The 14,515-nt window shown below is 58.8% G+C and carries 13 protein-coding genes; 6 read left to right on the top strand and 7 right to left on the bottom strand.

Annotation, left to right across the window (positions count from 1 at the left end; genetic code table 11):
* Positions 1-166: 166 nt before the first annotated feature.
* The 7 genes from gyrA to GDJ93_RS09435 form a co-directional block, all read right to left on the bottom strand.
* Positions 167-2,878, bottom strand: coding sequence for a DNA gyrase subunit A (gyrA, locus tag GDJ93_RS09405; RefSeq protein WP_152068612.1), 2,712 nt, complete (start codon positions 2,876-2,878; stop codon positions 167-169).
* Positions 2,879-2,919: 41 nt separating this feature from the next.
* On the bottom strand, positions 2,920-4,950 hold the full coding sequence (gene gyrB / locus GDJ93_RS09410; RefSeq protein ID WP_040360015.1) for a DNA topoisomerase (ATP-hydrolyzing) subunit B: 2,031 nt from the start codon (positions 4,948-4,950) through the stop codon (positions 2,920-2,922).
* A 105-nt stretch (positions 4,951-5,055) separates the two neighbouring features.
* Entirely contained in the window at positions 5,056-5,619 is a 564-nt protein-coding gene (locus GDJ93_RS09415) for a DciA family protein (protein WP_152068592.1), read from the bottom strand.
* A complete protein-coding gene (gene recF, locus GDJ93_RS09420; RefSeq protein ID WP_152068593.1) occupies positions 5,606-6,712 on the bottom strand; it encodes a DNA replication/repair protein RecF in 1,107 nt (368 codons plus the stop codon). The genes GDJ93_RS09415 and recF overlap by 14 nt, the downstream gene beginning before the upstream one ends.
* A 10-nt stretch (positions 6,713-6,722) precedes the next feature.
* Positions 6,723-7,826: a DNA polymerase III subunit beta gene (dnaN, locus tag GDJ93_RS09425; RefSeq protein WP_152068594.1), complete on the bottom strand. Its 1,104-nt coding sequence runs from the start codon at positions 7,824-7,826 to the stop codon at positions 6,723-6,725.
* Between the two features lie 238 nt (positions 7,827-8,064).
* The gene (locus GDJ93_RS09430) at positions 8,065-9,789 is read right to left on the bottom strand and encodes a DnaA ATPase domain-containing protein (RefSeq protein ID WP_152068595.1); all 1,725 of its coding nucleotides are present in this window, start codon (positions 9,787-9,789) and stop codon (positions 8,065-8,067) included.
* Between the two features lie 15 nt (positions 9,790-9,804).
* Positions 9,805-11,157 carry an ATP-binding protein gene (locus tag GDJ93_RS09435; RefSeq protein WP_052044048.1) on the bottom strand — a complete coding sequence of 451 codons (1,353 nt, stop codon included), beginning with the start codon at positions 11,155-11,157 and terminating at the stop codon, positions 9,805-9,807.
* Between the two features lie 345 nt (positions 11,158-11,502).
* On the opposite strand from GDJ93_RS09435, the gene rpmH reads away from it, so the two are divergent.
* The 6 genes from rpmH (at position 11,503) to rsmG (ending at position 14,465) form a co-directional block, all read left to right on the top strand.
* Positions 11,503-11,637, top strand: coding sequence for a 50S ribosomal protein L34 (rpmH, locus tag GDJ93_RS09440; protein ID WP_019127408.1), 135 nt, complete (start codon positions 11,503-11,505; stop codon positions 11,635-11,637).
* A 20-nt stretch (positions 11,638-11,657) separates the two neighbouring features.
* Complete coding sequence (rnpA, locus tag GDJ93_RS09445) at positions 11,658-11,996, top strand: ribonuclease P protein component (RefSeq protein ID WP_006236191.1); 339 nt, start codon at positions 11,658-11,660, stop codon at positions 11,994-11,996.
* Positions 11,993-12,217: a membrane protein insertion efficiency factor YidD gene (gene yidD / locus GDJ93_RS09450; protein WP_082222962.1), complete on the top strand. Its 225-nt coding sequence runs from the start codon at positions 11,993-11,995 to the stop codon at positions 12,215-12,217. Before rnpA ends, yidD begins: the two co-directional genes overlap by 4 nt.
* Positions 12,218-12,246: 29 nt before the next feature.
* Complete coding sequence (locus GDJ93_RS09455) at positions 12,247-13,017, top strand: YidC/Oxa1 family membrane protein insertase (RefSeq protein WP_152068596.1); 771 nt, start codon at positions 12,247-12,249, stop codon at positions 13,015-13,017.
* Between the two features lie 44 nt (positions 13,018-13,061).
* Positions 13,062-13,631, top strand: coding sequence for a Jag family protein (locus GDJ93_RS09460; RefSeq protein WP_152068597.1), 570 nt, complete (start codon positions 13,062-13,064; stop codon positions 13,629-13,631).
* Between the two features lie 96 nt (positions 13,632-13,727).
* Positions 13,728-14,465: a 16S rRNA (guanine(527)-N(7))-methyltransferase RsmG gene (gene rsmG / locus GDJ93_RS09465; RefSeq protein WP_226812582.1), complete on the top strand. Its 738-nt coding sequence runs from the start codon at positions 13,728-13,730 to the stop codon at positions 14,463-14,465.
* Positions 14,466-14,515 lie beyond the last annotated feature (50 nt).

Genomic DNA, 14,515 nt, shown 5'->3' on the forward strand with positions numbered 1-14,515 from the left:
AAGGCCACATTAAGTGGCCTTCTTTGCGTGCGGAACTCGCGACAAACCAAAACCACCTCGCCAGCCCAGCGACCATGGGGTCCCAAGGTTTTCAAAAAAGCGGTCGGCGCGCAGTGCGCCGACCGCCGATATATGGGGTCTGATATTTTCTACCAGCTAGGGCCTCTTACTCGTCTAGGAGATCTTCTGGCATGTCGTTGCCGTCGCCTAGATCGACAGGGGTTTCTTCGGAAGCAGAGCCGTTTTCTGTGGCTTCGCCTTCGGGCTTTTCCTTGGCTGCCGTCATGCGGGCGACAGCGCATACGCGGTCGTTGTCGTCGACGGTCATCATCTTGACGCCCTGGGTGGCGCGGCCGGTCTGGCTGATCTCGTCGGTCTTGACGCGAATGACCGTCGCGCCCTCCGTCACGATGAACAGCTCGTGCTGCGGGCCCACCGTCTTCATGGCCGCGAGGTTGCCCTTGCGCTCGGTCATTTGGATGGTGTAGACGCCCTGGCCGCCGCGATTCTGCTCCGGGTAGTCCGCAATCGGTGTGCGCTTGCCGTAGCCGCGCTCGGTGATGACGAACAGATCGCCGTTGCCGTTAGTGACTTCCATGCCCAGAACGCTCACGCCGTCCTTCATGCCGATACCGCGAACGCCGCTGGTGTCGCGGCCGGTAGCGCGCACCTGCTCCTCGGAGAACATGATCGCCTTGCCCGCGGTGGTGGCTAGGATAATCTTGTCGCCCTCGCGCACGCGGCGCACGTTCAGCAGCGCGTCGTCGTCACGCAGGTTGATAGCGATCAGGCCGTCGCGACGGCTGCGATCATATGCGCTCATCACGGTCTTCTTGACCATGCCGCTCTTGGTGGCAAACATCAGGTACTCGTCGGCCGGGAACTCGCGGCAGCTGATGACGCTCGCGATCTTCTCGCCCTCCTCGAAAGGCAGCAAGTTGACGATCGCGGTACCGCGTGCCTGGCGCGTACCTACCGGCAGCTCGTGCACCTTCAGGCGATAGACCTTGCCCTTGCTCGAGAAGAACAGCACGTACTCGTGCGTGGACGCGATGAACATCTCATCGATGACATCGTCCTCTTTGAGGTTGACGCCCGACACGCCCTTGCCGCCGCGCTTCTGGGCACGGTAGGCAGCCACCGGGATGCGTTTAACGTAGCCGGTGTGGGTGATGGTCACGACCATATCCTCGTCGGCGATGAGGTCCTCGACATCCAGGTCCTTCTCAACCTGGCTGATCTCGGTGCGGCGCTTATCGCCGAACTTCTTGGAGATCTCGCGCATCTCTTCCTTGATGACGCCCAGGATCTTCTCCTCGTGCGCCAGCAGGTCCTCGTAGTAGGCGATGGCGCGGCGCAGACCGTCCAGCTCTTCCTGGATTTTGTCGCGCTCCAGGCCGGTCAGGCGGCGCAACTTCATCTCGAGAATGGCCGTGGTCTGCTCGGGCGTAAAGCCAAAGCGCTCGATCAGGCGGCTGCTGGCCTCGGAGTCGGTCTGCGAGGAGCGGATGATGCTAATGACCTCGTCGATATGGTCGAGGGCCATCAGGTAGCCCTCAAGGATATGCGCGCGGGCCTGGGCCTTCTTAAGGTCGAAGCGGGTGCGGCGGGTGACGACGTCGACCTGGTGGTCGATGTAGTGCTGCAGCATCTCGCGCAGGCTCAGGCATTTGGGAACGCCGTTGACGAGCGCCAGGTTGTTGGCGCCAAAGGTCGTCTGCAGCGAGGTGTACTTATACAGGTTGTTGAGCACGACCTGCGGAATGACGCCCTTCTTGAGCTCGATGACCAGACGGATGCCCTTCTGGTTGGACTCATCGCGCATATCCGAGATGCCCTCGATGCGCTTATCGTTGACGAGCTGGGCGATCTTCTCCTGCAGGGTGCCTTTGTTGACCATGTAGGGAATCTCGGTAAAGACCAGGCGGCTGCGGCCGGTCTTGGTGGACTCCACATGCGCCTTGGCACGCACGGTAATGGAGCCGCGGCCGGTCTCGTAGCTCTGCTTAATGCCGGCGCTGCCCATGATTATGGCGCCGGTGGGGAAGTCCGGACCTGGCATGATCTGCATGAGCTCGTCGACGGTGGCGTCGGGGTTGTCGATCAGGTAGCAGGTGGCCTCAATCGCCTCGGTGAGGTTATGCGGGGCGATGTTGGTGGCCATGCCGACGGCGATGCCCTGGCTGCCGTTGACCAGCAGGTTGGGGAAGCGCGCAGGCAGTGCCACGGGCTCGGCGAGCGATTCGTCGTAGTTGGGCTGCCAGTCGACGGTATCCTTCTGCAAGTCACGCAGCAGTTCCATGGCGGGCTTGGCTAGGCGGCTCTCGGTGTAACGCATGGCCGCCGCGCCGTCGCCATCGATGTTGCCGAAGTTGCCGTGACCGTCGATGAGCGGCGTGCGCATGGAGAACCACTGCGCCAGGCGGACCATGGCCTCGTAGACCGCAGAGTCACCGTGCGGGTGGTACTTACCGATAACTTCGCCGACCGTCCAGGCCGACTTTTTGTGCGGGCGGTTGGGGTAGATGCCGCTCTCGTTCATCGCGTACAGGATGCGGCGGTGCACCGGCTTTAAGCCGTCACGCACGTCCGGCAGGGCGCGCGCCGTGATAACCGACATCGAATACTCGATGAACGACTGCTTCATCTCGCGACCGAACTCCGAAATCTGGAGCTGGCCGCCGTTGATATCCTCGCCGGCCGAGGCGCCGCGATCGACTTCGCCAAAGCTCTCCTCGAGCTCGGCGTCGTCGTCTTCCTCCTCATCATCATCGGCATCGGGGTTATAGGCGTCCGGATCGCCGTCCTCGCCCTGCTCAGCACGGGCAAGCAGGCGCTTCAGATCATCGGGCATACCGGCATCGCCGGCCTCGTCCATACCCTCGTTATTGTTGATATCGTCTGCCACGTTACCTCCTCTTAAGCGTCAAGGAATCGTGCATCATGTGCATGCTTCTCGATGTACTCGCGGCGATAGCCGACCTCGGAACCCATCAGCTCGCGCACGGCGCGGTCCGCCACCACGGCGTCCTCGATCGACACGCGCTGCAGAATGCGGGTCTTGGGGTCCATCGTCGTCGAGGCAAGCTGCTTGGGGTCCATCTCGCCCAGGCCCTTGTAGCGCTGGACGGTATAGCCCTTGCGCTTTTTGGTAATCTTGCCGTCCTTGGCCTTGCCGTCCTCGTCGTTATCGTCGGGGTTCAGGCCCAGACTCTGGATGGTGTCGCGCAGGATCTCGTCTTCGGGCTGGCGGCCGTTGGGATACACGTAGTGGATCTTGTTGCGCACCTTAATGCCAAAGATGGGCGGGCAGGCAACATAGACGTAGCCGGCATCGATCAGCGGACGCATGTACTTGTAGAAGAACGTCAGCAGCAGGATGCGGATATGCGCACCGTCGACGTCTGCATCGGTCATGATGATGATCTTGTGGTAGCGCGCCTTGGTGATATCGAAGTCGCCGCCGTCGCCGGCACTCGTCGTGACGCCGCAGCCGATCGCGGTAATCAGCGACTGAATGGTGTCACTCGAGAACGCGCGATGGTCACCAACGCGTTCGACGTTCAAAATCTTGCCGCGCAGGGGCAGAATCGCCTGGATGTCTCGGCGACGGCCGTCCTTGGCCGAACCGCCTGCCGAGTCGCCCTCTACGATGAAGAGCTCGGTCAGCTCGGCATCGCGCACCGAGCAGTCAGCGAGCTTACCGGGCAGGGACGCCGTCTCGAGCAGGCTCTTGCGGCGGGTCGCCTCGCGCGCCTTGCGGGCGGCATTGCGCGCCTTGCAGGCCTGTTGCGCCTTCTTGACGATCTCGCGAGCGGGCTTGGGATGCTCCTCGAGGTAATCGACAAGGCCGTCGGTCACAATCTTGAGCGTGAGCGCTCGCATATAGGAGCTGCCGAGCTTTGCCTTGGTCTGGCCCTCAAACTGCGGATCGGGCAGCTTGACCGAGATAACGGCCGAAAGGCCCTCGCGCACATCGTCGCCGGTCAGGTTGGCGTCTTTTTCCTTGAGCAGGTTCTGCTTGCGCGCGTAATCGTTGATCACGCGGGTGAGCGCGGTACGGAAGCCCTCAAGGTGCATGCCGCCTTCGGGGGTGTAGATGTCGTTGGCAAACGACATGACGTTCTCGCCGTAGCCGCTATTCCACTGCAGGGAAACCTCGACCTCGCCCATCTTGGCCACAGGCGCGTCCGGGTCCGATTTGCCCTCAATGTAGATGGGCTCCTTAAAGGCCTCGGGGACGTCCTTGCCCTCGTTGAGGAACTTGACGAAGTCGATGATGCCGCCCTCGTAGCAAAACTCCTCCACGTGGGGAGTCGCTTCGCGCTCGTCGGTCAGCACGATTTTGAGGTTCTTATTGAGGAACGCCGTCTCCTGCAGACGGTTATGCAGCGTATCGAAATCGTAGATGCAGGTCTCGAAGATCTCGTCGTCGGGCCAGAAGGTGACGGTGGTGCCCGTCGAATCCGAGGTGCCCACGACCTCCATCTTCTTGACGGTCTTGCCGCGCGAGAACTCCATCTCGTAGGTGTTGCCATCGCGACGAACCTGAACGACCACACGCTTGGACAGTGCGTTGACGACGGAGATGCCCACGCCGTGCAGGCCGCCCGAGACCTTATAGGCCGAGTTATCGAACTTACCGCCGGCGTGCAAGATCGTCATGACGACCTCGAGCGTCGGGATCTTTTTAACAGGGTGCTCGTCGACGGGGATGCCGCGCCCGTTGTCGACGACCGTGATGGAGTTGTCGGCGTGGACCGTCACCTGGATCTCGGTGCAGAAACCGGCCATGGCCTCGTCGACAGAGTTGTCAACGATCTCCCACACCAGGTGATGCAGACCGCTGGCGCTCGTCGAGCCGATATACATGCCCGGGCGCTTACGAACGGCCTCGAGACCTTCGAGAATCTTAATCTCGCCGCCATCGTAATCGTTTTCGTTTGCCACACGTCCTCCTTCAGTCAAGAAAATGTGTACAGCCTTACTAGTTTATCGTAAAAAAATACCCTCGGGAACGAGGGTATTTGGCTCTACAAGGCCACCAGATGCGATTTAAGGCTCTTTTTTGCTTTGCACGCCCTTGGCCCACTCGGCACTGGCTCTCATGGCGTTCTCGAGGGCCTCGCGCAGTTTTTGGTCTTCGATGGGCGCCACTTGGCGCTCAATCTCGGTGCGCTCGGCATCGCTGAGGTCGGCGTGTGGGGCCGGCGGGCGCTCGGTCGCCGCTGGGCGAAGGCGCTCCTTGGCGGCGGGCGGCGTGTGACCGGGCGCGGTGGTTTTGAACACCAGGCCATCCACATGCGCACCGGCGCGCTCCATGCGCGCGCGGATGATCTCGCGCAACAACGTCATTTCCTGCGTCCACGAGGGCGAGTCGAGATATACCAGCAGCTCATTGGACTCGGGCAGGTAGCGCAGGCCCGTCACATGCCGCCCCTCGCGCGTGCCCGAGCACACCGCGTTCCACGCGCGATAGACCGCGCGCGACTCCTCGGCGGCCTCCATCTGCGCACGGCGCTCAGGGGTCGCAGCCGCCAGGATGCGCTGGCGCTCTGCGTTCAACAAGCCACTGAAGGCGACTGTTTCGCTCTCGCGCTCGTAATTAGCACGTCTCACCCATGCTCACCACCTTGGCTCGATCAAGCAGGTCATCGGTAAAGTACCCCAGGTTGGTCGTGGTTATGACCGTCTGGATATCATCGCCGATCAGCCGCAGGAAAGCACCGCGGCGTTCGTCGTCGAGTTCGCTCATCACGTCGTCCAAAAGCAGCAGTGGGGCGGTGCCCAGGACATCGCGAGCCACGGCCACCTCCGCCACCTTCCAGGCCAGAACCAACGTTCGCTGCTGACCTTGGCTGGCAAATGAACGGGCGGAGCGACCCGCCACAGCAAACTCAATCTCGTCGCGATGCGGTCCCACCAACGTCACGCCGCGGCGAATTTCCTCGTCGGCGTGCTCATCAAGGGCAGCCAGCATGCGCTCGTACGCCCAGCCCTTCAGCTCTTCGCGATCATCGACCTGGGGCAAATCCCCCAGCGTGGACGCATAGGACACGTTGGCGGCTTCACCGGACGCCACTTGCCCGTAGGCAGTACGCACATGGCCCGCCAGCCGGTCGAGCAGGGCCAACCGGTGCACGAGCAGAGCCGCGCCCGCGCGGGCAATCGAATCGTTCCACGCGCCGAGCATCTCGCGGCAGCACCAGGCCTCCTTGAGCAAGGCGTTACGCTGGGTCACGCAGCGACCATAGGTGCTCGCAAGATCGGCATAGCGTGCGCTCAGTTGCATGCCAAAGTCGTCGAGGGCGGCGCGGCGCACACTGGCGCCTCGCTTAACCATGTCCAGATGGTCGGGGCAAAACAGCACGCTCGGCAGAACCCCGCGCACACCGGCGGCAGAGCATCTCTTGCCGTTGCGGCTAAACGAGCGTTTACCGTCCTCCGCGCTCAATCCCATATCAAGCACGCGGCCGTCGCCCTCGAGCCTCAGCTCGACCTTGCACGAGCCCACGCCGTCATGGACGAGCTCGGCTGCGGTCGGATGCCTAAACGAGGCGCCGCTCGTCAGCAGCTGCAGCGCCTCTATGAGATTGGTCTTTCCCGCCGCGTTGGGTCCCGCAAGTATCGTCACGCCCTCGTCCAGGGCAAGGCGATAGCTATCGAAGCTGCGGTAGTGCGCGACGGAAAGATCGCGGGCGAACATGGTCATAGGGCAGTTGCTAGATGCGGACCGGCATGACCAGGTACAGGTAGTTGATCTTGTCGTAGGACTTGAAGATGCCCGCCTGCGAGTAGCTCTTGAGCTCCAGCGTGATCTCCTTCTCCTTGGACAGGGCATTGAGGCAGCCAAAGATGTAGTGGTAGTTGAAGGCGATGGTGCCCGACTCGCCCTCGGCCTCGACATCGATCGTCTCCTGCGCAAGGTCCTGGTCATTGGAAATGGAGGACAGGCCCATCTGCCCGTTCTCGACATCGATCTCGAACTTGACGGCGGGGTTGGCGCTCGCGATAACGGCCACGCGCTTGAGGGCGGCGTTAAAGGCGGCGACGTCGATCTTGACGCTCGTCACGCACGAATCGGGGATGAGCTGCTTGTAGTTGGGGTACACGCCCTCGATGCGGCGCGACACGTAGGTGGTGTTGCCGGCCTCAAAGACGACCTGGGTGTCGGTAGCCCCGATCATGATGGTCGCCTGGCTGGCCATGATGTTCAGCGCGTCGTTAAAGGCGTCGGCCGGAACGTTGAGTTCAAAGGAGCCCTCGAGGGTTGAGGTCTCGACCTGCGTATCGCACACGGCCAAGCGGAAGGAATCGGTCGCCACCAGGCGCACGGTGTTGTTCTCGACCTTCATGTGCACGCCACCCAGGATGGGGCGGGCCTTGTCAGTCGAGGTGACGCGCCACACGCGGCCGACCATTTCGGACAAGATATCGGTCGGCAGTTCCACGGCGCTCTCGATGGCATAGGCCGGAAACTCGGGGAAGTCATTGGCATCGAGCGTGTTCAGGCGGAAAGAGCTCTTCTCACAACCAATCAGCACCTGGCGCTCGGACAGCTCAAAGGTGACCGGGGCATCGGGGAGGGTCTTGGTGATATTGGAGAGCATCTTACAAGGGATAACCATCTCGCCCCCTTCTTCGACATGTGCCGCGATGCGATGACGGATCGAGATGGTGTAGTTAGAGGTCTGGAATTCCAAGATGCCGTCTTGCGCCTTGACGAGCACGCCCGACAGGATGGGAAGGGTGGACGCCGAAGCGACACCCTTCATAACGACGCCGATGGCTTGTGTAAGCGAGCTCTGGCTGACGGTGAACTTCATCTTTTAATACCTTTCTTTAGATATAAATATCTTAATAATAGTAATAGCACTGACGAAACTGTTGATTACTCCCAAAGACGCAGGTCAGACCCAGAAAGAGAATCGACAGCAACCTGTGTGCAACGGGGGTGGTTTTCCACGTTCAAAACCTGCGCAAAACTTTTCACCACCGCGGGTTGGGTTTTAGACACCTTATGCCCATGGTTTCGACAAGTTTTCAACAGGTGTCTCTATTTCCCTACGAGCGCAGTGTAATTTTATCGCGCAGCGATTTGAGGTCTTCGGTGACGGTACGGTCTTCCTGGATCATCTTCTGGACCTTTTTGTAGCTCGTGCTGACGGTCGAGTGGTTGCGGTTGCCAAATTCGGCGCCCACCGCCGTGGTCGTCATCTCGCACATCTCGATGGCCAGGTAGATAGCGATATGGCGTGCTTTGGCGATATTGGCGTTGCGACGCGGGCCGATGAGCTCCTCGTGCGTCACGCCGTACTGCTCTTCGATGACGGACTGAACCGTCTGGACGTTGATCTTTTTGGCCGATGTGTCGAAGTACTGGCTGGCGATGGCGTCGATATCGTCAAAGGTGAGCTCCCCGCCCTCGCGCTCGCGGTCGCCCGCCTCGCCGGCGCAGCGCTCGCAAAAGCTCTCGAGTTCGCGGATGTTGGTGCCCGAGACCTCGGCCATGTGTTTAAAGTGCTCGTCGGTCAGGTGTCCGCCGTCGCCCCCATAGGCCGCCAGCAGCGAGTCGTCGCCTGCCTCGGGAGCGGCGACGATGGTGTTCTCGTAATAGCGCTGCAAGATCTTGTATTTCATCTCGTAGCTGGGCTCTGCGACCAGGCAGAGCATGCCGGCGTTGAAGCGGCTGGTCAGACGCTCGTCCATGCTCAGGTCCTTGGGGGCACGGTCTGCCGCGATGACGACCTTCTTGTTGTTGCGGATGAACTCGTCCATGAGCTGGAAAAAGTAGTCCACGCTCGCGCGCTTGCCGATGATGTTTTGGATGTCATCGATGATGAGCACGTCCACGCCGTGGTACGCCTGCATGATGGGGGCGTTGCTCTTCTTTTGGCGGTCGAACTCGGTCATCAGGTCGTCCAGATATGCCTGGGAGTTGGCATACTTGACCTTGATCTCGGGCGACTTCTCGGCGAGCTCGTTTTTGATGGCAAGCAGCAGGTGCGTCTTGCCCAGGCCCGATTTGCCGTAGATGAACAGTGATGTGCATGTGCCGCGCTCGTCCGCGAGGGCGGCAAACTTGAGTGCCGAGCGATAGGCATGGCTGTTTTCGGGGCCGTAGACAAAGTTCTCAAAGGTAAATTTTGAGTTCGCGGCGAGCGGGGCTCCATCCGTATTCTGCTCGGCCGGCACGGTCGGCGCCGGTATGGGTGAAGCGGGGGTCGCAGCTTGCGTGGATTTAGTCGGCGCTCCGCCCTTCATCTGGTTCATCATGCGACGAAAATCATCGGCCGAGAGCGTGTTCTTGATTGCAATGCCCGAATCCGCGCCCGCCGCTGCGTCGTGAGCGATAGGCATGTGCGTGACGGGTGCGTTCGTTGACGTCGCCGCCGCGGTCGGCAACGGTGCCATGGTTTCACGGGAAACATCGCTGTGCTGGTGCTCGATTGTCGGCACGTCGCCTGCGGAGGTCGGTGCCGCCGGGGAAGCGGCGGGAGCCGTGGCGGGCGCCGTCGCGGCAGCGGATTCCGTTGCGGCGCCTTGCGGTGCCACGATGTCGAGCGCGATCGGTGCAAAGGCGATTTCTTCCAGATAGGCCTCAATAGTCGGCTGATGCTTTTTGAGCTGCGCGATGGCAAAGCGCGAGGGGGCCTCGATCGTGAGCGTATCTTCGGTCAGGCTTATGGCCCGCGATTGCCCCAGCATGTTGATGAGGCGTGCATCTTGGCCGTCGCGCTGGCAAAAGGCGATGGCATCCCCCAGGATGATGCTTGCTTCCTCGTCCACTGTCTCTCCCGTTCTTTAGCTCTGAGCTCGCACGCGAGCGGCGCCGAGTTCGGTCAGATGGTATTTCTGGCCATGCTTGATGACCAAGCCGGCCTGCGCCAAGTCATTGAGCGTGCGTGACCAAGTGGGGGCCGAGTTTCCAAACGCCCTCGCCAGATCGGTTGCACCGCACGCTTGATTTTGCGCCAGATAGCCCAGCGCGGCGTTGCCGCGATCGCTTACGAACACGTCCGGTTGTGGCTGCGCATACTGATTTGCTGCATTAGGATACATCATTTGAGCTGCTGGTTGTTGAGAACTCTGCATCGGCGGCATTTGCTGTTGAAAACTTTGAGGCCACTGTTGGTAAGGCTGCAGAGGCATCTGTTGGGCCCAGGGGTTGTACTGCTGCTGCGGCATCTGCTGGTACGGCTGCTGATATCCCTGCTGGTACTGCTGCGGGAACTGCTGGCCATACCCCAGTGGCGGCATCTGCTGATATGGATATCCCCGTTGGTACGGCTGATAGCCCATTTGCTGGCCACCCGGTGCCCCCGTCGCCTGCTGCATTGCTGCTGCATCCTGATCTGCCAGCGGCATGGCCTCTGGCATGTTTGGCGTCATCGACATAGATGCCGCCTGGGGCTCTTGTGTGGGAAGCATTCCGGGCTGCTGCATCTGCCCCACGGGGGGCTGCATCTGCTGCGTTGCCATGGGCTGCTGCGCAAAAGCTCCCGGCAGGGGATATGTGGGCTGCTCCGTCTCGGGCCGCACGGCAGCACCGCGTCCGCCGGCACGCTCGATTTCCTGCACGCGTTTAGGGTTCAGGCTTACCGTAACCACGGTGCCGTTGCCCATGTTGTCCTCGATGGATACGGCACCGCCGGCGTTTTCCAAATACTCCTGCACCATGGGAAACCCTGCTCCGGTTCCACGGATATAGCGCTTCATCTTGCTGTTTGCGCTGGTAACGCCAAAGTCGAAAGCGCGTTCCTTGTCGTCGATGCCGGGTCCTTGGTCAGCAAAGCGGATGGTGTCTCCGCCGTCCAGAATCGAGATGATGGGCTCTGCAAAGTGTGCGTGGATAAAGTTTTCGACAATCTCGCGGATGACCATGAGCGAGATATGGCCACCTTGTTCTTTCATGCACTGGTAGACGGTGTTGGTCGTCTCTTCCAAATACGTGCGGACATCTTGCGGATCGATGACGATCACACGCGGTGTCGACAGCATGTCGTCATAGACGGCGATGCGCGCGGCGTACATGGCTTTTGGCGCCTGCGTTGTCGTCTGTTCACCTTCGTCACGCTCTTCGCGCACGCCGGTGATGTGCTCGTTGTCGGGTGCCGGGTCTCCGGAATCGACCATGGTGTAAAAGTCGTCAGACATGCCGCTCGCAATCTTCCTAAAGGTTTCGAACAAATAGTAGCTCACCGTGCAATGTTTCTCATCTTTCGACAAACTTTCAAAACCTGTTGAAAACTTTGGAAAACGGACGAAAAGTTCTCAACATTGCCAACATGACCTGTTGAAAACTCGATGAAATATCATGAAAAGTTGCCATGCACCGCTAAATCGAGCTTGGCTTATGGGGGAACCGTGTGAACTGCGCAACCTTTTACCTTTGATTTCTTGACATTTGAACATTGATTTCCCTACAATCTTCAAGCTCACGTGTCTATATCTGCGTCCGCGTCCCCGCGGACACTCGAAATGCAGCAGGAGGAACTTAAGATGAAGCGTACGTATCAGCCTAATAAGCGTAAGCGTGCCAAGACCCATGGCTTCCGTGCCCGTATGGCCACTAAGGGTGGTCGTGCCGTGCTCGCCCGTCGTCGCGCCAAGGGCCGCAAGCGTCTCACTGTCTAGCAGCGATACACACATCTCGCATGAAGACTATTAAGTCTCGGCAAGATTTCGAGCATGTGTTCAGTCAGGGGCGTCGTTTCAATCACCCTCTGATTCGAATGACCATATGTGAATCGGTTGGCGAAGGCGACTCCGGAAGGGTCGCCTTCGTTGGTGCTAAGCGACTCGGTTGTGCCGTCGTGCGCAACCGATCTAAGCGTGTGATGCGCGAGGCCGCCCGCAGCTGCGGATTTCCCGTTGCGGGTTATGACATCATCTTGTTTGCAACTCCCAAGACGAGGGTTTCCTCGCCGCAGGAGATGGACAAGGCGTTGCGTTCGCTTATGAAGCGCGCCGGCGTTGCCGGGGAGGAGCGATGAGCAATCACGTTTTGCGACGTGTTGCCATCGCTCCTATTCGCATATATCAACAGGTTATTTCGCCCTTATTGCCTGACGCCTGCATTTATTACCCAACGTGCTCGCAATACGCCATCCAGGCGATTGAGAAGCACGGTGTTTTGAGAGGCTGCTGGCTTGCCGTGAGGCGCATCGCTCGCTGCAATCCCCTGCACGTCGGCGGTTATGACCCTGTGCCCTAGCGGGCACTCGCTATCGGAGGAAAACTTACATGTGGGATTGGATCGTTAACATCCTTTTCGAGCTGCTCAAGCTCATCCAGACCTTTGCGGTCGACTGGGGCCTGTCCATCATCATCCTGGTGGTCATCATCCGTCTGCTGCTGACGCCGCTTATGCTCAAGTCGACCAAGTCGACGGCTCGCATGCAGGTGCTGCAGCCCAAGATGCTCGAGATCCAGGAGCGCTATGCCGACGATCCCCAGCGTCAGGCCGAGGAGATGCAGAAGTTCTACAGCGAGAACAAGTTCAACCCCATGGCTGGCTGTCTGCCGCTGCTGATTCAGATGCCTATCCTGTTCGCCCTGTTTACATTGCTGCGCAACCTGCCGCAGTACTTTAACAACGGCACGTTCTCGTTCTTCAACATCCTGCCCGACCTGACCACCACGCCGAGCGCTTCCTTTGCCGATGGCTTTATGGTTGCACTGCCTGCGCTGGTTTGCCTGATCCTGTTTGCCGTCCTGACCCTGATTCCGCAGCTCTATATGTCGCGCAACCAGACCGGCCAGCAGGCTCAGAGCATGCGTATGATGGCCGTTGTCATGACGGTCATGATGCTTTGGATGGGCTGGAGCCTTCCCGTTGGTGTTCTGCTGTACTACGACGTCTCGTCTGCTTGGCAGGTTATCCAGCAGATTTTTGTGACGCAGAAGGTCATCGACAAGGCGAAGGCCGATGAGGAGGAGCGTCTTAAGAACGCTCCGCTGCAGGTTGAGGTCACTCGTCGCGAGAGGAAGCCGCGCCCGCACAAGAAGAAGTAGTGGGATATCAATCTTATTTAGGTACCTAACTTTTGGAGTACGTTATGTCTGAAGAGATCATCGAGGATATGCTTGAGGAGGTTGCCCCGCAGGTCGCGGGCGATTATCCCGAGATTGCACAGCGCTACAAGGCTGGTGAAGAGCTGACCGATGAGGAGCTCGACACCATTGCCGATATTGCGATTTCCATCCTGCGTTCCATCCTTTCGCACTTCGATGCCGCCAACTCTCCTATCGATGAGTATGAGGGTGACGAGGGTGAGCTGATTCTGGATGTAACGGCTCCCGATCTTGCTGTTCTCATTGGCCGTCATGGTCGCACCCTTGATGCCCTTCAGGTTATGTTCTCTTTGCTGGTGAGCCGCAAGCTTGGCTTTAGGTATCCGGTTGTAGTGGACGTCGAGGGATACAAGAGCCGCCGTCAGGACAAGGTTGCCTCCATGGCTCAGTCTGCTGCCGAGCGCGCCATCCGCACTCACAAGAGTGTTTCGCTTCCGCCCATGAATGCCTACGAGCGCCGACTGGTTCACATTGCACTTCGTGGCAATGATGCGGTCGATACTCATTCTGAGGGTTCTGACCCCGATCGCCATGTAGTGATTGTTGCTCGATAATCTACTCGAGCTTATGCTAAGGGGACGTGGTTTCCACGTCCCCTTTTTTTGTCAAAAGTTCTCGATACACTGATTTTTGTCAGAAAGGAGCTTTCGTTGTTAGTACTTACTGATCAGCAGGCTGACGAGATGCTGTGTCGTCTAACTTCCTATTGCAAAGAGTATTCCTTGAGCGTAACTGATGTTGAGCTGAGGAAATGTATTCAGCATTTGGATTTGGTTCTGGAAATAAATAAGACAACCAATCTCACCCGTATTCTTAACGTAGAAGATGCTGCAGTACTTCATATCCTTGACTCACTTGTTTTGCTCCCTTATATCAATAAGGCTCCTGAGGGAGCTTTGCTCGATATGGGAACAGGTGCCGGCTTCCCTGGTATTCCATTAACCATAACCACGCATCGTAAAGCAACTTATATTGACTCTGTTGGCAAGAAGGTTGATGCAGTCAATTCCTTTGTCCATGCTCTTGGATTGAAACATGCTCATGCGGTCCATGATCGTCTTGAAGAATATGCTCGAAGCCATAAGAAACAGTTCTCTGTCGTAACCGCCCGCGCACTGGCCCCTTTACCGATTCTTGTTGAGTATGCGGCGCCGTACCTCAAGGATGGAGGGCTATTTGTTATCACCAAGGGCAATCCTTCGGATGAGGAGCTTGCTTCCGGCATGTCAGCAGCAAAGATTTGCGGCTTCACTTTGCTTCTGAATGACGCTATCGATTTGCCTGAGGGCCTGGGCCACAGGGAGTTTATTCTTCTTAAGAAGAGTCACCCAGCATCCGTTTCATTGCCTCGTGCAAATGGCATGGCAAAGAAGAATCCGCTTGCCTAGATGTTTCACGTGAAACATAATGGATACTAACAACTTGCAGTGTTTCACGT

The organism is Collinsella aerofaciens (genome assembly GCF_902501475.1).
Classification (GTDB): Bacteria; Actinomycetota; Coriobacteriia; order Coriobacteriales; family Coriobacteriaceae; genus Collinsella; species Collinsella aerofaciens_AL.

What these genes read in the sequence shown, in the direction of transcription:
- recF (WP_152068593.1), bottom strand. Translation starts at nt 6,712, where the DNA reads ATGACCATGTTCGCCCGCGATCTTTCCGTCGCGCACTACCGCAGCTTC.
- yidD (WP_082222962.1), top strand. Translation starts at nt 11,993, where the DNA reads ATGAGCAATCACGTTTTGCGACGTGTTGCCATCGCTCCTATTCGCATA.
- dnaN (WP_152068594.1), bottom strand. Translation starts at nt 7,826, where the DNA reads ATGAAGTTCACCGTCAGCCAGAGCTCGCTTACACAAGCCATCGGCGTC.
- rnpA (WP_006236191.1), top strand. Translation starts at nt 11,658, where the DNA reads ATGAAGACTATTAAGTCTCGGCAAGATTTCGAGCATGTGTTCAGTCAG.
- GDJ93_RS09460 (WP_152068597.1), top strand. Translation starts at nt 13,062, where the DNA reads ATGTCTGAAGAGATCATCGAGGATATGCTTGAGGAGGTTGCCCCGCAG.
- gyrA (WP_152068612.1), bottom strand. Translation starts at nt 2,878, where the DNA reads ATGGACGAGGCCGGCGATGCCGGTATGCCCGATGATCTGAAGCGCCTG.
- rpmH (WP_019127408.1), top strand. Translation starts at nt 11,503, where the DNA reads ATGAAGCGTACGTATCAGCCTAATAAGCGTAAGCGTGCCAAGACCCAT.
- GDJ93_RS09435 (WP_052044048.1), bottom strand. Translation starts at nt 11,157, where the DNA reads ATGTCTGACGACTTTTACACCATGGTCGATTCCGGAGACCCGGCACCC.
- GDJ93_RS09455 (WP_152068596.1), top strand. Translation starts at nt 12,247, where the DNA reads ATGTGGGATTGGATCGTTAACATCCTTTTCGAGCTGCTCAAGCTCATC.